Here is a 21848-nt window from a genome sequence, read left to right on the forward strand (position 1 = left end):
GCACAAAGTTTTCCTGTCCTTCCGGATCAAACACAAATATTCACTTAGTTTTCCTGTTCTTCTACAAAATCGCCGTCCAGCTCCACTGCCTTTTCCGCCCTGTACTCCACCACCCCGTCGGGGGTATAGAGTTCCAGCCTGAACCGCAGATGGCCGCTTTCCCCAATCGCCACCTCCGCGGCTTCCCAGCGGTTTCCCTCCAGGGGCATCCACCCCTCATCGCCGTAGACCAGCCAGCGTTCCCGCAGGGGCAGACGGCGCCTGTACTGCCAAGGCTGTACCAGGGCTTCCAGGATGAATACCTGCGCGGGGAACTTGCCGACTAAAGTCGGTGTTGCAAGTTGCGCGGATTCCACAGCATCAGCCTCGACAATTTCCTGCCGAACCAGAATATCCGCAACAACGCTGCCCCGTTCCTGCACCATGATCAGGGGCTGGGACAACCCGGCTGGTGTGCCGGGAAGTTCCACCACAGCCTGAGCGCCGTAACGCCGCATGTAAACCGATACACCGCCGGGATAATAGAAGCGGTTAAGTTCCCCCCGCTCCTCCACAAAACCCCAAGCTGGAGGAGCTTCTGTCTTTTTGGGCAGGAAGAGGTAGACCACGGCGTCCCGCAGTACCCGGAAACGGATACCAGCCCTTTCGTCCAAAAGCTCATCCCCTTCTTCCCAGAGTATGTACTCCGCCCCCAGGGTGTAGGACGGCAGCCTGGTCATGGCCGCAGTATCCCTGTGGCTGGATGATCCAATATCCATATCTTCCCCGCCTCTGATAAGGGGCATGCCGTTATGGGCATGGTACATCACGGCCCGTTCCGCGCCGTTTATCTCTGCATGGTCAATCATAGAAACAGTCGACCTGTTGGGGGCAACCCAAACATCACAAGCCTGCCAGGAACCGCTGTTATCAGCCCGGTCCACCCCCCGGTAGAAAACCCTGTATCCCCCTTCTTCCATAAAAACAACAGGTTCCCTGTAGATTTCCACCGGGCCATTGTTGACCCGGTATTCAATACGGGCTACACCGGACAGGGCATCCCGGGCCTTCAGGGTCAGTTCCCCCATTCCCTGATCGTACAATACCGAAACTTCCATTAGAGGAGGTTCAAAGTCAATTCTAATATCTTTACTGCGAATCTCTTCCCGATTACCCGCTTTATCCAGGGCATACCAGGAGTAATGGTGTACCCCCTGATCCGCAAAGACCACCGGGGCGGTATAGGCGCCTGTGGAATCCCAAATCCAGTCTATACCGGATACACTATCCTGGACTTCCAGAGAGAGGGTTACTGTGCTGTTGTACCAGCCACCTTCCCTTTCAACCGGGCTAAGGGTAAAGGAACTCTCAGGCGCTCCTGAGTCAACTTTAAGTTGTACCTGCACATCTTTTCCCCTTAAGCCCCGGGTATCGACGCCATAGGCACGGATCATGTGTTCCCCGTCTTCCAGAACCAGGGACGCCGGGGCTTCCTCCCAGGAATCACTATTATGCTGCATGGGGATCTCCGCCGCATAGGTTTCAATATCCGTGCTGATAATCTCAAGCAATGGGTTCTGGGTATACCAACCCTGGGAGCCATCGGGCGCAGCAGGGGTGACGCGCAGTTCTGTTACAGGGGCCTGGATATTCGGGTGACCCTTGAAGGCATGGATGACACCATCCGTGTCTGCGGCGTAGATACCCTCGTGGTAGAGGGCAAATGCGCCATAGGCCCTGGCATCCCGCCAGATACTACCGCCGGTATAGCGGTTAAACACACTTAACCCTTCTTTGCCGGCAACAATGGTTTTCTCCTTTCCGTTCCCCGGTACAGCATCATCCTGCCCCGCGGCTCCGGTTTTATCCCTAAGCCCTATTTGCCTCTGCCACTGGAGCGAAAGATCATCCCGTTTATAGGAGCTGAGGCGCCCCCTGTCCAGCAGGGAGACTCCCGCTTCGGTTAGGGATATCAGGGTATCAGGGCTGTGGGCCCCCTGTACGCGCAGTATTTCTCTTAATTCATTGTCAAAGAGGATCAGGGATTCGGCTGTTACCGCAACCCCACCCCGAGAATCCGCCCCTATGGCGAGTATCTCTTCTCCCGCATCCCAGGGCTTGCCGGGACCGTACAGGGGTATCAAGCGGCTCCCCTGTATCTCATACAGGGTTCCGTATACCCACAAAGTTTCTGCTACTGGGATGGTTCTTTTCCTTTCCTCGATCAGGGTTCCCCGTGCTGGGTTTCTGAAAAACAAAGCCGTTGGCGTCAGCTCCATAAGCGTGGCGCCATCGCTACTGATAGCCAGTATCCCTTCCCGGGTCCAGAGCAGATTTCCTGTAAGGGGGTCACGGACTTCCAAGGTTTCCCCTGTCAGAGCGTAGAGCCTGCCCCCGGCGCAGATCAACTGCCTGTAAAGGCCTTCAATTTTCCAGGCCTGGCTTCCATCCCTGATCCTGAGAGCCCCAAGGCCGCCCTGGCCGCGGATAATAATTAGATTTTCCACCCCGAGGATCTGTAATACCGGGGCATTGCCCTGAACGGTCCAAGCCTGATCTCCTGAAGCAGGAAGATCCGATACCACCGACCGGCTCCGACCTCCATCCCGGCCTTCCTGGCCCCAAATTTCCTCCCACACAGTGATGGTGTAGGATCGGCTGTCCTTCCAGCCTTTGCCATCCTGCACCTCAATCTCCACCGGGTACTGACCCCGCTCCAGGGGACGCCCGCTGATAATTCCCCGGAGGCTCAGAGAAAGCCCCGGGGGCAGGCTGCCCCGGATAACCCGGTACTCGGTAATTCCCCGGGCATTACGGCTGATGATTTCGCCGGAATAACTCTGCTCTACATAGCCATCCGGTAATTTAGAAGTAGTAATGATGAGGGAACTCCCGATGCGTACCGTAATTCCCTCAGTCACCTCAAAACCCCGGCTCCTTCCGCGGATGGCTATTTTCCACAGGCCGTTAGCGGCGAAGGGTTCAGCCCGTATCGTCAATCCGACCGAATCTCCGGGACGGATCTCTGATTTTTCCAACACCGCGGCAAATGGCGCATTCTCCTCACATTCTGTGCTAAGTTCCACCATGTCGTCATACCCGCTAATAGTAATATTAATAGTTTTTCCTTCACCCGCAGCCAGTTCAATATCAGAGGCTGATGGGTACATGATAAAACCCCGTTCCCTTACAGTAAAGTTCAGGACATTACTTTCGTTCCCCCCCACAAGGATCCGGAGTTTCCCGCTTGCCCCATCATCGGGGGTGGTGAACACTATTTCTTCTCCGGACCAGGACTTCGCCGGTATAACCTGTTCATTGAGGTACAGGGTTCCCTTTGAACCAAAACCGTACCCGTAGAGATGGACATCCTCACCCCTGTAGGCCGCTCTGGGGACAACACTGGAGAGCCGGGCAGAGGGCAGCTCTTCCCGTACTATGGTGATCAGCTCAAAAAATTTCCCCCTTTGCCCTTCAATATTAATCTTGTAAATTCCCGGAGCGGCATTTTCCCTGGCCTCTACCTTTATGCCCCCGGTGGTCCGTCCTCCGGCAGTGAGGACCGGCAGGGGCAGACTAATATCCAGCTCATCGGGCTTCTCAAGAATACGGAAGGATAGGGGTCCCTCAAACCCATTCAGGGATAGTGCCCCAAAGGCATAGTTTAGCTTTCCCCCTGGAACAGTTTCTGCGCTAAGGGTATAGTTGGTAAGCCGCCAATCCGGCAGCAGCACCGTTACTGTGAACCGGGCCCTATCTCCCCCGGGACCTTCAAGGGTCAATTCACCCTTGCCGTCCTTTGCCCTAAGCGCTTCCATGTCCCTGATCCTGGGCAGGAGTGCCCGTAGAAAACCGGGAGACGGATCCGCTTCAAGGATGGCCAGCTCTTCCCCTTCCCAAAAAACCCTGGAGCCGGGCATAAACCCGTTCCCATAGATGGTAAGAACATTTTCAAGCCCGGGGTCTATCTCAGCAGGCTCCACTGCACTGATATCAGGCTGCGGCCACCTTAGATCTATTACCAAGGTAAAGGGACTGCTCAAGGCGCCATTGGCCTCATTGAAAAGCTCCCAGGGATATTCGTAGAGTCCGGGGGTCATTGTTTCTGCTATACCCATATACCAGGGCATCTCAAAAATCGGACCGTCGATTCTTACGGGACCTGCAAAATGGATGTTCAGGAAGCTATCCTGCTCCGCTCCTGCATAACGGGCTCCGATATAATCAGAGGCATCACCCTGTAACTTGAAATTTTCAACCCTGCCCTGTATCCTGCCCTCCACAAATCCGCCTATTGTACCCCGAGCTTCGATCCGTTTTGAGTATACCGCCGGGCTGTTCCAAACCGGCCTTTCTGATCCGAAAACCATGGTTACCGGATCAGACCAAGGACCGGCCTTGTACTCAGAATCCAGGGTGCAAATCGCGAAGGACAGTTCCTGCCCCGCTTCATAACCCGGGAGATCAAGGCTAGTAATATTACCCACATACAGTATGGATTCCGTATCCTCCCTGACATTCACTATTCTGAGCTTGTACCCACCTGTACGTCCTCCATTGGCATTAGCCCACCGCAGGCTCAGGGTACCTACATTGGTTTCCGCAGCTGTTAAATTTGCCGGGGCGAGCAGGGGCAGATCGCTCCTTTCAACCAGGATTTTTCCCGGAGCATACACCATGGGAGAAACCTCGGTTCCCGTGGTTTCAAACTCTGCGCAGATATAGTATTCCCCATCGCAAAGATCAAACACCGGTACAGTCACATCAAAACTGCCATCCGCCCTGGTCATCCGGGTTCCCAATTCCATAGCCGGCAGCCCTTCTGCTTCCCGGGCAAAGATACGGAAAGAGCGCCCGCTCTGATCCGTTGTTCCCTGTACCCGCAGTTCCGAAACAACCTTCTCCAGCCCGTAGGAAGGCTCCCGGATATTCATCACCGGCAGAGCTTTGCTGCCCAGGACACTTAATTCATAGTACTTCTCTTCCAGCTCCTGCACCCGAAGCTGCCAAATTCCCGCTTCGTTTGAGGGGATAGAAAAAACAATGCCCCCCTCCACAAGCACCGTTTCCATTCCCGGATACCCCTCGCGGTATTCTATCCCCGAAGGGGAACGTACCGTTAATTCAGGCGCCCCATCGGAGTACGTAAGGATCACAATGAGCCGTTGAAGTCCTGAAGGGGGAATTTTATCCATTCTGCCATATTCCGCCTGGAGCATGTTCAGGGGCGCGGCTATATCCTTATTTCCCGGCGGGACAAACACACTGTATATCAGATCATCATCCCCTGGCCGGTCATAGCTGTCCTGCGAAAGGGTATCCGGATTTTCACCGGGGACAAGTGCCGGCCTGAAGCTTTGTGTCCAGCTTGGTTTTTCTATTTGGTAGCTGGAGAGGGCGCCAAAGTCAAAGACCCCGGGACCCACAAATACTCCCACATACCCGACGAGAGGCAGGTCGACACTTCCTTTAAATCCTGATCTTCCGTTGCTAAATCTTCCAAAGTCCGCAGAAATTCTGGCAAGCCACATGTTACCGGTGGGTATTTTTATCAACCAGCTATTAATAATAGCGCCTTTTGCCAGGCCAAACCTGACGTACCCCACTCCGGATAAAATGGTGGTTCCTTGTTTATCAAAGATATAAATGGTAACCCCGCCTTCGGCGTAACTTAAGCTGACATAGAAATCCCCTACGAAACCCTGCCTACCCAGGGTAGCGCTCGTAGTGGCACTAATATTAAGAGCGCCCCGTAGTACCAATGCAGTCCCCTCAAAAGCCCAGATACCGTTGGTAATATCCACCCAGACTGTGGGAGCCATACCAATGATAGTACCTCCATAGTAATCCCCTACATGGAGCCCCATGACCAGCCGCGGCCCCTTGCTGTTAAACATCCCCCGATAAAAACCCGGTACCTCATCCGGGGGACCATAGGCAATGCCGCCCTTTATGCCGCTCAAAAACAACCCGCTATTACCCAGGGGAATACCGCCCATAGCCACGATATAAGAAAACTCCGCCTGCTTAAGCCCTAATGGATAGGTTGATGATTTTGTTGCAAAGGAAATAATAACGCCAATATTCCCTGCCCCGGGTATTAATACTGAACCACCGCCACCCAGGATATATTCACCATCGGTAATAGAGAATTCAACCTGGATATTACTAAAAGATAAAACACCTACATCGAAACTCGGCAGTTTTATTGAACCCCCGCCGACCTGTAAACCATTGGCAGCCGAAAGGCTTACATTTTTCAGGGCAAGCTCTCCCTTAGGGGCAATAAAATCAGGAAGCTTCAGGGTAACCTTAGAAAAACTAATACGACCCTGGGAAAATTCCAAGGCAGGCTTATCCATAATCAGGGTGAATCCGGCAATTACGGTTTGAATCTTCGATATCTCAATATCCCCGAGGAAGCTGCCGTTCTTTGGGTTGAATTTTGCATTCTTCAGAGCCACATACTGACCGCCGAAACTGCCAAAATTCGCAGGGATCTCCAGGCGGCAGCTTTTTAGGGTTACCCAGAACTGGTTTGAGCTGTCCCTTTCAAAGAAAAGTTCTTCAAACTTTACGGTAAATCCTCCAATGTTTATTGCAGCATTTGAAAAGCCGCCCTGTATATCCATCAGGGTACCGTCCCAGCTAAATTTGAGAACCTTGAGAGCAATCCTGATATTGGCTAACCCAGGATAATTTGAGGGAAATTCGGCGCCAGCGCTGAGGCTTAATCCTGAATTGCTTACTCCCAGAGAAGTAACACTGATTTTGATACCTCCAAGGATGGGAAACTCAAGCTTTGTACCGGTACTTAATCCCACATCAAAGGCCTTAAGCCCATCCTTGGTGGATAGCTCAAATTTTCTGATCTCAAGAGAGGCCTTACTAATTGCCTCAGGCAGGCCCGGCCTGGTAATACTGATTTTTCCACCCACGTCTATAAGGAATTCATGCCCTGTACCTTTTTTGAAGAAAAGACGTCCATTGCTTAAATTAACGGCATTGAATATTTTAACATTCAGCCCTTCAACACCGATATTAAGGTCTGCAATTTCCCCGGCAGTATTTATAGTAAATTTCCCTATATTAACAGTGGTTCCCCGGAGCCCTTCAGGAAAATTATCCGGCAGCTTCAGTTTCCCTGCAATGGATACCTCCAGGGGACTCCCTTCTTGTTTTGAAATGGAAAAGGCGCCGTTCATCAGTTCCATAACATCGAAGAGTTTATTCTGCGGCAAAGCCGCCGATGCGGAAGCGCTTTTCAGCCCCGAAACCGTATCAAATTCCATAGCAATAGCGGTTTGCAGCCCCCCTATACCCGCAGGAAATTTACCCTCCTGAAGTATCACCGTTCCTGCAAGGTCAAATTTCATCACCTCTTTTTTGAGGGAAGCTTCAATGGCAATATCCCTCAGCTGAACCGCGCTGAAAGCATTATACACCTTCCCCTTTTCAGAATTGTATTTTGCTGTAAAGGACTGGATAACCCCATCAAAGCCTATTTTAAAATTGTTGATCTTCGCTTCCTGGCCGGCAAAAACATCAGGAAAACTGTTGGGTAGAATCAGGCTGCCCGAGAGGTTCAGAAAACCGGTCTGTTTTACCTCGTTCCAGTCAATACCGATGGTGAGTTTTGAAAACAGGTTCCCCAGAGCATTGGCGGTGGGCAGGGTAACTGATGCCTTCAAACGGGTAATTTCAAGTGAAGCAGTATCGAAAGTAAAAGTATCTATCTTTAAGGATGTTCCGGCCACCCATTCGGGCATATCCTTTCCAAAGCTGATATTGCCTGCTATGCTCATGGCCAGGGACTTCTCCCCTTCTTTAAGCAGGGAGACGCTCCCCTTTTTCAGGCTCAGCCCCTTCATATACGGAATGATAGCCCCCTCAAGCCCATCGAGGCTGATATTCATATTTCCCAGGGAACCATCCCGGCGGATCTCAAAATTTTTCACCTCCGCTGTTTTGCCTGCTATAAAATCCGGCATCCCGGAAGCGGGGAATTGCACTGAGCCGCTAAAAGCGATGGTCCGTTCGGAATTGACGCTCAGCCTGTTCAGGTAAAAATCAATGCCGCAGAACCCTATATTAAGAGGGGCCTTGCCCTCCAGGGTAATATCCGCAAATTCAAATTTTCCTGAGATGGGGTTGAATTTGACATGGTCGATGTATGCGTTATCAACTTTGTATTCCACGGGAAACAGGAGCTTTACCTGCTCTGCGACAATCCAGGGCTGCCCCGCAGCATAGGTAACCGAGACATTCCGGAAGATGAGATCCCAGACCCCTGCAAAGGGAACTTTGTACTCCCCATCCAAGTGTATATCAATGGATTTTATTTTCCCTGCAAGATCTGCCGTAAAATCGTTGATACGAATTTCCCTGCCCGCCAATTCTCCGGCTATATCCTGAGGAAGTCGAATGCTGCCCTCAAGGTTAACCAGCTCATTTTGGATAGAAAAATTACTCAGCTTGAATTCCATATTCCACAGGGTAAAGGGGCTAACCTGGGCATTTTCCAGGGTAAGCTTCCCGGTATTAGAAATCCATACCCCATTGGCACTGATAGTAACACCCTCCATAGATACGGGCAGGGTTATCATGGTCTTTTCCGCCAGAAGGCCATTTTCATCCAGGAAAATATCCTCCATAGAAAACGTAAAACCCTGGGCGGTAAAACCTATCTTGTCAATTTTTTTCTCTATCCGGAATTCGCCATTCTGGCGGAGACCCACTTTTTCAAAATCAAAGGATTTGCCACCCAACAGTTTGGGCAGGGTAATGGCCACCGACGCTTCAATGCCATCTTCGGAAAACCTTGTCTCGGTAATCCTAGCCCCTGAGCCAAATAGCGAAACTGAGATATCCTGTTTACTGATTACCCGGTTAAATAGTTTTCCCTCCAGACTGATAACTATCTCGCCTATATTAAATTCTATCTCCCGGTACAAAACCTTGCCTAATCCAATCCGTATCCGGTCAGGATCAAACCTTATATTTTCACCCCTAATGGACCAGCCGGCGTAGTTGAACAGGGTACCTGTGTCCGGGCCTGCCCCTGTCAGGCTAAGATCCGGACGGAAATAGAATTTCCCTGCGGGGAAGGATATTTGCCGGTCCCCCCACTGGAATGTAAGGGAACCCTCCAGGGCGAGGCCGTCATTTTCTATCCCCGCATTTTTCGTCTCCATGGGGTACCCATTACGGGAGCTAAAGGAGATAGTTCTCCACTCTTTCTCTCCCAAAAAAACAGTACCATCACAGTTAAACTGCGTTTTTCCAAAGAGTATATCAGGCCCGTTAATTTCCATTAACGAAAGAAGGGGATACGCTGCTTCCAGGACATAGCCTTCATTCAGAGCTTTCAGGGAAACCCCATCCACAGAAAGGGACAGGCCTTTGATTATTAAAATATCCCGAACCTCCTGAAGAACACTGCTGGCAAAAAGCCCTTCCGGAGAAATTCGGCTTTCGGGAAATTCCAGCGTCCGGCTCCCCAGTTTTTCAGGCAGATTGATAAAGCCCCGCCCATTAATGCCTCCCCCGTCAAAATACAATTCTTTATACTTAACATTCCATCCGCCGGCATTAAATTGACGGTTTCCCTTCGCAATGCCCTTTGAAAACACACCATTACTGTTTAAACTGAGACCGGTAAAAACAAGGGAACCGGAATCAAGGTTAGGGACAGGCTCCAGGCTTCCCTTTCCAATCCGCAGCAGCCCATCTTCAAACAGGATATTCTCGGCCCTGAGTAGGGCGCCGGCAATACCGAAGGCCCTTTCCCCGGGGTAATTTCCCCGGACAGCCCCGTCACTTTCAAGTTTTGCCCCGGTGAAATTCAGGAACCTTTCCCCGGTCTGATCGCTAATATCCGGGCTCAGGGGAACTGCAATGGTTCCAAATAAGCCCGGATCCATAAGCGCTGCAGAGCTGACCTTTAGCAATGAACCGTATCCGGGATCTCCTGAAAACTCGCCGGTAATGATCCCGTCACTGTATACCCCGTTCGGTTCACCTTCTTTCAAGCCGAGACCGTTAATGCCCAGCCTGTTACCCCAAATATCAATGGTTCCTTCCGCAACATATATGCCCTTTGCGCTAAGCCGCGTTTGATGGCCTGTTACGGCAAAGCCGTGGACAAGGGCAGAAAACCCGCTTATCCCCGGGCCGGACTCCCAGTTAATACCTAAGTTGGTGAGCTGCGTATCTCCTGTTTTAAAAACCCCGTATAGGCCGGAGCTTAAGGTTCCTGAAACCATGAGGCGGCCCCGGGTATCAAAATATATGCTTGTCCCTTCAAATACTGCGCCGCCTTCAGGTATTGTAACCGTCACCAGAGCGCGGGAATCTTCGCCGGAAGTACCGGCGGCAAAATCAGGCCCGCACTTCACAAGGCCGGTCAGGGAGTCGATAATAAAATTGCGGATCTCCAGTTCCCTGGGCTCATAGCCCTGGGGAAGGGACAGGACAGCTTCGTAGATTTCCAGGGAACTCCCGCGCAGTCCCCCCTTCCGCACCCCATATACCGTATCCGCCATGGTAAGGTTCAGGGGTTTATCCGCGGAAATATCCAGTTCCGCACCAAGGTTCATGCTTGCCGGGTCCATACGGCTCTGGCGGAGCCTGAGGGTTTCCCCTTCAACGGCAGGCTCAAGGGAGATACCCAGGCGGTCAAACAGATCCCTGTCGAAGGACAGATCTTCCCCGGTAAACCATTCTCTGCCGTTTCCCAGGCCAAGTTCTTCAACATCCGTCAGGGTAAACCCAGACCCACTGCCGGTATAGCTTTCGATACTCCCTTTATTTCCAATAGAAACTCTGTTACTGCTTACAATGCTCATAGGCGGGTTCCCCACAGATGCGGTTCCCAGGGCTGCGGTACGGTCCTTTCTCCGGCCATCCTCAATCACCGGCCGGGTGTAGGCCGAATCCCCAACAGTGAGCCCCCGGGTGCGGTCAAAGCCGATCACACTCCCCTCCAAGGTAAATCCCCCTGAGCGGAGTTCGTATCTGCCGCTTCCGCTGCGCCCGCCCCTAAAAACGCCCTCCCCTTCATCGGTTTCTTCAAAAATCAGGAAATCCAGAGGCTTCCTGATTTCACTGCCATCAAAAACAGTAATACTACTCATGTCAATTCCATCAGGAACATGTAATACTATATCAGCATAAGAAGTACTTTCCTGGCCAATAATTCTCATACCGGTCAAGCGGTATCCGTTAATCATTTCCTGGTAGGGTATTGAATAGGTTTCAGGGACAGGAACATTCCCGGTGGCGCATGCGCCCCATTGCTCAGTGAAATTTCCTGCCCTGTCATAAGCTCGAAGAACCACCGTAAATACCTGGTTATCATCCAGAGGTGAAATGATATATTCCTCTGTATCCGGCCCCAGGGTATAGCTCCTGGTAATACCATTATTGGTAACCAAAAGTGTCACATGATCGACCCCTGAGTCCCGGTCATCAAGCTTCCCCCAGAAAACCAGTTTACCCTTGCCGGTGATATTCTCAGCATCCGCAAAGGCAAGCTTAGTGTTTTTGAATTCCGGCGGAATAAAATCAACCTTAAATGAATTTGTCCCAAATTTCCGGTTCCCCGCATAGTCAATGGCCCAGACCCCAACATGCACAGTACCGGCCCCCGAATCACCCAGTAGATCCCGAAGGTTCGCCGTAATTACTGTATCCGGTGTATGATCCCAGAGCAAAGGATCTTCCGCCCGAAGTTCTGCTTCCCCGCCTGTACTGGAAATTTCGCTGCTGGCATCACTGAGGCGGTAGCGGTACTCTGCAACCCCGGTCATATCCCGGGGTTTGTTCCACCGGATCAGGGTATCCCCCTGGTTATACCAGAAGGAACTTTCCGCCTGGGGTATTGCCTGTATACGAAGGTCCCCGGGGGCTTCGGTATCCACACGGAACCTGTAAAGCCCCTCAGAGCCGGCATTGTAATTTCCGCCGATACAGGATACTGCCAGACGGTAGAATTCATACTCATCATTATCCTCAAGCTCCAGAGAAAGCCGGCCTTTTCCCTCCTGATCAGTATTACTCACCAGCCCTTCCAGTATGGTTACCCCAGGCCCTTCTTGTCCCTCACGGATGATTAGCTTTTCCAGCCGGTACCTGTAGGCCCTGGCACCTGACTTTATTCCAAAGGCAGGGGAGAAGGTGAATTCCCCACGGGATAAAAAGCTTGCCTGTTCCACAATCCGGGCTTCAGCATGGGTGCTGCTGCGTATCACCGGAGCTCCGGGACTGCTCTGATCCTGTAACAGAATAAAAGCAAGGGTATTACTAAAGTTACCTGCCCCGTCCTCCGCCCGCACATAGACGTAGTTAATTCCATCCCTAAGGTTCTTTAGGGCAAATTTATTTCCCTCCGACTGGTTCATTGGACTAAATACCGGCTGAACATCGCTTTTCTGGGTTGTCCCCCAACTATAATATTTTATTATTCCTTGATGCTCCTCTGCACCTTGCATATACTTGTCTATACCTGCTATGGTTACCAGGACGCCTCCCCCGGCGGTATAGTCATCCTTTCCAAGGATACGATCAGGATTATTCCCATCCCGAAATTCTCCGGCCCTAAGCTCCGGCGGGGTTCTGTCTATGATAAATTGATATTCTATCCCTTCACCACTGTTTCCAACTTCGTCGGTTCCCCCTGCCCTGATAGTATGTTTACCCTCAGCCAGGGAAGCCAGGGCAATTTCCATTGATTTCCAACGGGACTTTTCTAATTCCGTTTTGGCTCCGTCCAGGCGGTACCAAAGGTGTGTAATTTCCAAAAGATTATCAGCAGAACTTATAGTCACCGGCAGTTTTTCTTTCGTGCCATAGGGGGGTAGGGACAGAGAAACCTGGGGAGGGGTTAAATCTATATAGAACACCACTGCTTGTTTTGCACTATTGCCCGCCTTATCCTTTAGGGTAAATTCCTTTTCCCATTTTCCCTCACCGAGACTTTGCGCCTCTATGGTATATCCCCCGGGGCCGGATACTCCCGGAACAACAGAGTACCATCCGGCTTCATCAACTCCGCTGGAATCATCAAAGGCAGCGATAGTAATTTTACCCTGGGACGATTTATATGCCTCCTGAAGTATCCTTGGAGGAGTACGGTCCAGCTTGAAATAGAATGTCCGCTCCGCAATATTATTCGCATTGTCCGATGCTGTAAGAAGTACCTGGTAAGTTCCATCAGGCGCATCGTTTCTGAATGTTATCCGGGAGCCGTCATGGGTAAAGCCGCTAAAGGCCGATGAAAAACCGCTTTGGAGCAGAGTTTTTAATTCCACGGATTTACTTTTTACCCCCGTTCCCGGGTCAATAATGGTATAATCAAAATAATTCCGGTTAGTCCAAACAGCTTTCTCAGGAGTATCAGCGAGCAGTGATCCAGGAGATATAACCGGGGGAACATCGTCAACAGTAATGGTAATAGACTGTTCCTGGATATTTCCAACCATGTCCTCAGCATAAACCTTAATAGTATGGTTTCCCCCGGCAAGGGACTTGACTGAAATCAAGCTATTAAAGACAGCCCCCATACGGGTTCCATTTAATTTTGTTTTATTTCCAGCATCCAAAAAATAGGCCAGGGAAGCAAAATCAAAACCGCTTCCCCAATCGCTGATACCCGTAAGTTTCAGCGGGATTTTCCAGTTCCCGTCTTCTCTGCACACGATTCCGTCCAGGGAAGCAGTAAATACAGGCGGGGTAGTATCAATATTAACCCTGCCGGAAAGATTGGCTTCATTGCCGGCCTTGTCCTTTGCCCGGAATATGGCGGTATGCGCCCCATCCTCGGTAATGGTTATCTTCCCCTGAAAACTACTAATACCAACCCAGGAGCCATTATCCAGGGAATAGTCCAGGCTCGCCATACCCGAGAGCCCATCGCTTGCCTTGATTTCAAGGACCTCTTGTTTTTCTGCAGTCCAGGTGCCCCCCCTGTCACCTTTTAATTCCATTTCCGGCACTTTTTTATCCACACCGCAGATTATGGAAGCAGTACCTGTGTTCCCGGCTTTGTCTTTCACCCTAAAACGGACATCCATTTCTTCTTCATTTGTGATAGTGACACTGTTATTTGCCGCTGATGCCGAGGCCCATGACACACCGCCATTGGTAGAATATTGCCAAGACTGCCGGTCTAAACCGGAAAGGACATCGCTTCCAAGGGCGTCTAATCTGACAGAAGAACCATTTGTCCAGCCGTTTGCAGGATTTGCCATTATGCTTACTGTCGGATTAGTGCGGTCAATTATAATGGCGCCGCTTTTTGTTCCTTCATTTCCTATATTATCTTTAACTTTAAAAGTAAGCGGATAGTTCCCTTCGGTCTTCAGAGTCACGCTTCCCCCGTTGTATTCCCCGCCATTGAGGGTATATTTCCATGTTGCTGTATTAACACCTGAACCACTATCGGAGGCGCTTCCGGTTATGGTTATTTCATTCTGGTTGGTATAATACGTACCGGATATAGCCTTACCGCCTGAGTTTATTTCGACAGATGGGCTGGTGTTATCGGCGGAATACAAAACTGAATGGTAATATGAATCTTGAATTATCGGCACGCTATAAACCGGCCTTGACTGTGTATGGGGTACAACATAGTGATCAATATAAAAATCTATCGATATATTTTGTTTTCCGATAGAACTTTTTACGTCGAATGAATCACTAATATTATTAATACCGCTCATATTACTATTAGTATCACAATCATAAAAAATAAGTGTTGTAATATAACTAGAATCAGTACTACTAATTGCTGTAACATTGATATCAAACTGAATACCATTCCCCTTGAAATAATTTTTATTGTTTTTTGTAAAATAACTAGTGGCATTTTTCAAGGTAATGGTAATAGTATAATCATTGTCTATTTTCTTGGTATATACATAATCTGCTGCCATCAGCAAAGGGTGAATGGTAAGAAAAAGCAGGCAGCTCAGAATGGAATATTTAATGCGTTTAGTCATACACTATTCCTCCATGCGGTAAAGACGGACTCTATTCTTTGCCCAGGTTGCCAGATATATAACGCCGTTAAGCCTGATACTCCAGGCATGACTTTGTTTTTCCAAAAACTGATTTTCCCCCGATTCGGTTTGAAAGAAGGCTAGCGCCTCAGGAGAAACGGCGGCTATAACTTTAGCTTCGGTATAGAAGGGGTTAAGTGCGGGAATTTCAGTGGGATGCCAATCAGACCCGGGCAAGGCGGCTGAAATAGCCGGTTCCTGTAAAACTATCCAGGCGCCTGCTGCGCTTTCAAAACGGCAATGAACCAGAATAGCAGAAACGCTGTTTTTTTGACCTGCTGAACCAGAAATAACGCTGAGGACATACAATTCCGGTGACTCATTCCCGCCCGTATAAAGTATCCTGACCGGTTTCCCCGGGATTTGCAGGCGGTTATCCTTTATAAGGACTCCATCCGAACTGATAAGGGCGTTACGCCAAGCCTCCTCACGACAGTACAGCAGAGAAATCCGGTTATCATCGGTAATGAAAATATCCAGCAGTTCTCCTGGGGGCAGGGAATACAACAGTTTTAATACGGGCACACCGGAACTTTCGCGGGTCACCGCATAAAGCAATTCCTCACCATTGGCCTGGCCTATCAATAATCCCATGGAAGCTCCGGTCCCAAAGACAGATCTATATTGCAGGACCTTCACCGGTGCTGTGAAATGCAGATATTTTGTAAAGGCGCCATCCTTGCCCTGGTACAGCACAATATCCCTGTCCCGGCAGAGGGTAAAAACCGATATTCCGGTGGGGAAAATCCGGCAATCCAGCCGGGAAGTGGCGGAGGAACCTCCTGTTTTTTCCCGAATCAGGCGCCCCTGGGTTCCCACAGAAAAAAGGGTTATTTCCCACTGATCATCATAAAAGTTGCGGTACCAGCCATAGTTTATCCCACCCATACCATAAAAAAAATCAAAGGCATCTACCTGTTCAGAAGGGGAAGAAATTTCCTCTCTGGTCCAAGGACGATCCTCCCTACCGGGCCCGGTAAGTAAATAGAGGCGTCCCCCGGCAAGTATGCTGACAAGAACTTCACCCTCAGGAGAACAGCCCAGGGAGTAGTCGAATATGGAAGCAGCGCCGAATCTCTCTTCGGCAAAGTAGCAGGAATATTCCCCCCGGTGGGTAACACCAAAAATATACAGCCCATCATTTCCGTCCTTTTTTCCGATAAAGGCGGTATACTGCTCCGGCTCACCGGTCATAAGCTTGAGGTTCCTGACGCTGATCCCCGGGCTTTCAAACCCTTCCGGGTCATATAAGCGGGGCTCTTCATCCCTACCCATCTTCAGGACCCGGAATTCCCGATCCGCAATATAGGGTATATACACGCCTCCGTCCAAATCGTGGACCACCTGCATTTCCGTAACCCTACGTTCCTCCGGCCAGAACCCAACCGGCAAGGCCGCTGGCAGCGCAGCCGTAAAACCATTTTCTTGCCCGTACAGGGTAAGCCCCGCCAGAAAAACAAGAATACCTGTGATAAAGCCCTTCATGTCCGCCTCCCAAGTGCGATGTGCTATTTTGGGGAGAAAAAACATTTCCCCTTTCACACACCCTTAGCGGACCCTTATTTAATTTGCTTTAACCGGAAGGAAAAATATTTTTAAAAAAACGGCGCCATGGCGTTACCCTATAGAATGCTTTAGTTCAGGCACAAAACCTGCTCAGAAAAAACACCCCCACTGTTCCGGCGGTCATGAATGGGGCGAAGGGCAAGGGGCGGCGGAACTGATCCTTCTTGAAAAGCCTCAGGAAGAGGAAGCCCAGTATCCCTGCGAGGCTTGCGCCGAGGAAGGCAAGACTGACCCAGGGGCCGCAGCATAAACCCATGAGGGCGGCGAATTTGACATCCCCCAGGCCGAGCCCTCCGGCTATTTTTCGGATAAAAAGGAAAAAAAGAACGCTCAGCACTGCTGCCCCTATTCCACCGGGCAGGGAGCGGGGGCTTACCAGCGCCTGAACCAGCAATGCCGCCCCAAGGCCGGGAAAGATGAGCCGATCCGGGATGCGGAAACTCCGTATATCGATCCAGGAGGCAGGCAGGGCGAAGAATAAAAATGTCAGAAATACCGGCAAGGCCATCATTGTCCCTCGCTTAATAATACTCCCCTTCCACAAAAAAACAACTAAAATATTTTTAAATATTTTTACATTCCGTTAAAGCATTTTTTCACTTTTCACCCCTAAAGGGGGTATTCCGGCAGCCATGTACTGCGGGACAGCTTCAGAAACACTTTTCTTAATGGATGTGTTCCGGGGCAAAAAAATTTTGAAGAAAACAGGTAGTAATATGAAGCAAAGGATCTTCTTTCTAATCCTGACGGCCCTGTCCCTGAGCCAGGGCCTCCATGCCCAGCGGATGAGGAGTATGGATTTCCGGAATCAGCGTATAAGCGATATCCTCATGGCCCTGGCAGAAATTTCAGGGACCTCCATCATAGCCGATGAAACCGTGGAAGGATCGGCTTCCTTCCACTTTACTGATTCGGATTTTGAAGAGTCCCTGAAATCGTTTCTTTCCTCTTATAATCTTTTCTATAAAAAGGATGGAAACATCATTCGTGTTTCCCGGGTAGACGCATCCCTGAACAGTGTGACAGGCCTTGTCACCATGAGGGCCCGGGAGCTGGAGCTGGAAAGCCTTGTCCAGACCCTGGCCCGGATATGGAACACCACCATACTCTACGATCTTCTGCCCAACACTACCCTTACGGTGGACATGGAGGGGCTTCGCCCGGAGCAGGCCCTGGATATTTTTCTCCGCAAACTTCCTGAGTTTGCCCTGGAGAAAGGGGATTCCTATTACTATATACGCCGCAGCAGCCAGGGCACACCCCGTCTTTCCGCATCGGGAAGAGAAATCAGCCGCTCAGGGGATCAGTACGCCATAGCCCTGGAAAACGCCCGGTTTCTGGAACTGCTCCCGGAGCTTTTCAAAAAGGCAGATCTGGAATACGCCATTATGACCAAAACAGATACCATGCTGGAAAATCTTTACTATACCGGAAAGGACTTCGACACCCTGCTGGGGATTATCTTGGAACAGGGAAACGCTGATTATGTGGTCCGGGACAATATCTACTATGTCATTGAATTACAGCGCAGGGATATTATCAAAAAATTCAGAGAGACAAAACTTGTCACACTAAACTACTTATCGGCCCAGGAAATTCCCGCCCTCCTTCCTTCTGAATTGGGGGCAGGAAACAGTATTAAAATTGATAAAGGCTCCAACACAGTTATAGTTACAGGTACCGGAGCGGAGATAAACCCTATTGTTTCCTTTATTGAACAGATAGACCGGCCCGGGGAAAACTGGCCGGTAAGCCTGAAGTACCTTAAAACCGAAGAATTACTCAAGACCCTGCCCCCATCGATAGGAAAGGAAGAAATTCTTGCCTCAGGTTTTCCCAACCTGGTATTTTTTACCGGCCCCAGGGAAAAGCGGGAAATTTTTCTGAAGGAACTGGCCCTTATCGACCGGCCCAGGCCGCAGATCCGCTATGAACTTTTGGTGATAGAATATTTGAAAAACAGCGAAATCCGCAGCAGCGGCGGAATTTCTGCAAACAACCCATCAAAATCCGATGATCTTTCATTCCTGGGAAGTCTGTCCAATGTAATGAACCTGAGTTTTGATGTGGTTGCCCAGTTCGGTTACCAGTTTGCAGCAAACCTGAGCCTCCAGTTGGGGGAAAATACCGCCGAGGTCTATGCCAACACCACCCTGAACGGTCTTTCGGGGCAGGAAATTAAATTTCAGAATACCGATACCTACCGTTACCAGGAATTTGAAGTGGACGCCGATACGGGAAATGTTTCCCGCACCGGTGTAACCAGGGAGATTAGCTCGGGGCTCATCGTATCCCTGAACGGGTGGGTATCCGGCGACGACATGATTACTGTTTCAGTCAACGCTACTGTGTCAAAACAGAACAACAATTCCCCCGGGGACACCACTGCCCTGCCAACAACCTCCGAGCGGGTGGTGAATACCCAGGTCCGTACCCCATCGGGAAAGCCCCTGGTACTCAGCGGCCTCATGAAGGAAGGTACAAACAAAATCGTGAAAAAGGTTCCGGTTTTAGGAAGCATTCCCCTTTTGGGAAGGCTTTTCCGGGATCAGTCGGATACCCGGGAAAAGACGGAGATAGTCATTTACATAGTCCCCTATCTTTCCCGGGATAGTGATAGTGAAGGCCAGGATAGCTCCCTGAGGCTTGAACGTTACTACCACAGTTTTATTGAGGGAAATATAAAATGACAAAATTCACAAGCCTTGAAAATTACGAACCTATTCCGGAAGGGGGATCCCAATACCCCATAGAATTCATCGAAGCCCGGGGATTTATCAAACTCCGGGAGGATGAAAAGCTGGTAGAAATCGGCTTTACGGAAAAAGCCGAAGAACTCATAAAGGGCATACTCCGTAACTATCATAAAAAGAGTGTGGTTTTTATCCCCATAGATCCGGCAGAACTGTCCGCCTACCTGGGAAATAAGCTGGGTGAGATTCAGGCGCCGGAAAACCGGGAAGAGCCGGAGGATGATTCAGTATTGCTGGACAAACTGGCAAACGATGCGCCGATTATCAACCTGGTAAATTCCATCTGTATCGAGGGCATACGTTCCGGTGCATCGGACATCCATCTGGAATCCACAGGTCCCCGGCCCGGCGTTCCCGGGGGGCTGCGTGTACGTTACCGCCTGGACGGTATTTTGCGGACCGTAAAAACCATTGAAGGCAGCCGCTTTCCGGCAATTTCTTCCCGGATAAAGGTTATGGCTAACCTCAACATCCTTGAACGGCGCCAGCCCCAGGATGGCAGGATCACCGTAAAGCTTGGAAACGAACAGGTGGATCTCCGGGTATCCATAGTGCCTGTGGCCGGGGGCGAGTCAATAGTTCTGCGCATACTGGGCAAAAAGGCTTCAGTTTCACTCACGGAACTGGGTTTTCATGATGAACAAGTTCAGGCCCTGAAACGGCTGCTCAGGATGCCCCACGGGCTGATCCTCATCACCGGCCCCACAGGAAGCGGGAAGACCACTACCCTGAACGCCATGCTCAGGGAAATTGTGTCAGATTCGTTAAAAATAGTCGCCATTGAGGACCCGGTAGAATTTCTGATGGACGGGGTCAACCAGATCCAGATCAATGAACAGATAGGCCTGGGTTTCGACATACTCCTCAGGAGGGTACTGAGGCAGGACCCCAATGTGATCATGATCGGAGAAATCCGGGATTCCGCCACCGCGGAGATCGCCCTCCGCTCAGCCCTGACCGGGCACCTGGTACTGTCAACCCTGCACACCAACGATGCTGTTTCGGTGATACCCCGGCTTATCAACATGGGCATTGAACCCTACCTGATCGCCTCGGTGCTCCGGGGAGCGGCGGCCCAGCGCCTGGTACGCCGGATTTGCCCCAATTGCAAGGAGGCCTATACCCCTGGACCGGAGGAACAGCGCTTCCTGGCTGCCGCGAACATTTCTGCGGACACCCTCTACCATGGGCAGGGTTGTTCCGTCTGCGGTTTTACAGGGTTTTCAGGGAGGACCATAGCAGCAGAACTGTTCACTAGCAGCAGCGGCCTTGAAGACCTGATCCTGGGACGGGCCAATGGGGCGGCCCTCACGGGGTATCTACAAAAACAGGGTATGAAAACCCTGCTTGAGGACGGGTTGGGGAAAGCCCTAGGGGGCATTACCACCCTCGCCGAAGTAGAACGGGAGATCATCCTGGCCAGCGGAGGCGCCTGATGTCAAAGAACAGGGAAAGGGCCGTACTGGAATTTACCGAGATGATGGAAATACTGCTGAATTCAGGGCTGTCCATAAAAGATGCCCTGGAGGTATTAACCGTAACAGGCCAGGAAGCATCCCGGGGAAACCGGGGCGCGTCATTGGGGAAACAGCTTCTGGAATACATACACAAGGGCGCCTCCTTTGCCCAGGCAGTGAATCAGCTTGAGGAATACTTCCCCCCAATCTACCGGGGCATGATCCGTGTGGGAAATGCAGCAGGCTCCGTGGAGCGGATATTTCCCCGGCTCAGGGTCTACCTTTCGGACCAGAAGAAACTACGGGAAAAGGTTTCCGCCGCCCTGGTCTATCCGGTGCTGGTTTTGGCGGTCGCCTTCCTGGGAACCCTGGGCCTGATTTTTTTCGTAATGCCCAAGATGGAACAGATCTTCGCCGGTTTCGGCGGTGACGCCGGAAACACGGTACGGGGCAATATCCGTATTATAGAAACGGGCCTTATCATTCCGTCGTTTTTATTAACACTGATACTGTGCATTCTAATTGTAATAAGGAAAAATAAAGGCGGGTCTTCTGAAATCAACAAGCTTATTGACCTGCACCTGCTATCCATGCCTTTGATAGGCCCCTATATCAGTTCTTGGGAAACCTTCAATTTTAGTTTTGCCATGGAAGTGCTTACAGGTGGGGGCATAGCCGTGGAGAATGCACTGGGAGAAGCGGCGAATCTGGTTTCCAACAGCGCCTACCGTTTATCACTACTCAAGGTCAGGGAGCGGGTATTGAACGGCGGCAGCCTTGCCGCAGCGTTTCTGAAAGAAACGGCCCTTCCTTCAAACCTGGGACACTGGGTAGCCGTGGGGGAAAAAGCAGGAAAAACGGATCTGGTATTTTCCAGGATCCGGTCATGGTTTCAGGAGGAACTTGAACAGAGAACTTCAAAATTTCTTCTCCTTCTGGAACCTGTACTGATTATAATTATCGGCCTGGTGATACTCGGCCTGGTGGTGGGAATAATACTGCCTTTATTTTCAATTTATGGAACAATTTTATAA

General features: G+C 50.6%; 6 protein-coding genes. 3 read left to right on the forward strand and 3 right to left on the reverse strand.

Annotation, left to right across the window (positions count from 1 at the left end; genetic code table 11):
- Nucleotides 1-44 precede the first annotated feature (44 nt).
- The 3 genes from TREPR_RS12525 to TREPR_RS12535 all read right to left on the reverse strand — a co-directional run bounded on the left by TREPR_RS12525 (nucleotide 45) and on the right by TREPR_RS12535 (nucleotide 17115).
- Nucleotides 45-14570 carry an OmpL47-type beta-barrel domain-containing protein gene (locus TREPR_RS12525; protein ID WP_169313427.1) on the reverse strand — a complete coding sequence of 4842 codons (14526 nt, stop codon included), beginning with the start codon at nucleotides 14568-14570 and terminating at the stop codon, nucleotides 45-47.
- 411 nt (nucleotides 14571-14981) lie between these two features.
- Nucleotides 14982-16523, reverse strand: a complete 1542-nt coding sequence (locus TREPR_RS12530) for a hypothetical protein (RefSeq protein ID WP_015708691.1) — start codon at nucleotides 16521-16523, stop codon at nucleotides 14982-14984.
- Nucleotides 16524-16677: 154 nt separating this feature from the next.
- Complete coding sequence (locus tag TREPR_RS12535) at nucleotides 16678-17115, reverse strand: prepilin peptidase (RefSeq protein ID WP_245534735.1); 438 nt, start codon at nucleotides 17113-17115, stop codon at nucleotides 16678-16680.
- Between the two features lie 205 nt (nucleotides 17116-17320).
- Here TREPR_RS12535 and TREPR_RS17940 point away from each other — a divergent pair, with 205 nt between their 5' ends.
- The 3 genes from TREPR_RS17940 to TREPR_RS12550 are packed head-to-tail and all read left to right on the forward strand — an operon-like array spanning nucleotide 17321 to nucleotide 21848.
- Entirely contained in the window at nucleotides 17321-19294 is a 1974-nt protein-coding gene (locus TREPR_RS17940) for a secretin N-terminal domain-containing protein (protein WP_148257306.1), read from the forward strand.
- Entirely contained in the window at nucleotides 19291-20793 is a 1503-nt protein-coding gene (locus tag TREPR_RS12545; protein WP_015708694.1) for a GspE/PulE family protein, read from the forward strand. Before TREPR_RS17940 ends, TREPR_RS12545 begins: the two co-directional genes overlap by 4 nt.
- Nucleotides 20793-21848, forward strand: a complete 1056-nt coding sequence (locus TREPR_RS12550) for a type II secretion system F family protein (protein ID WP_015708695.1) — start codon at nucleotides 20793-20795, stop codon at nucleotides 21846-21848. The genes TREPR_RS12545 and TREPR_RS12550 overlap by 1 nt, the downstream gene beginning before the upstream one ends.

This window comes from Treponema primitia ZAS-2 (assembly GCF_000214375.1).
Taxonomy (GTDB): Bacteria; Spirochaetota; Spirochaetia; order Treponematales; family Breznakiellaceae; genus Termitinema; species Termitinema primitia.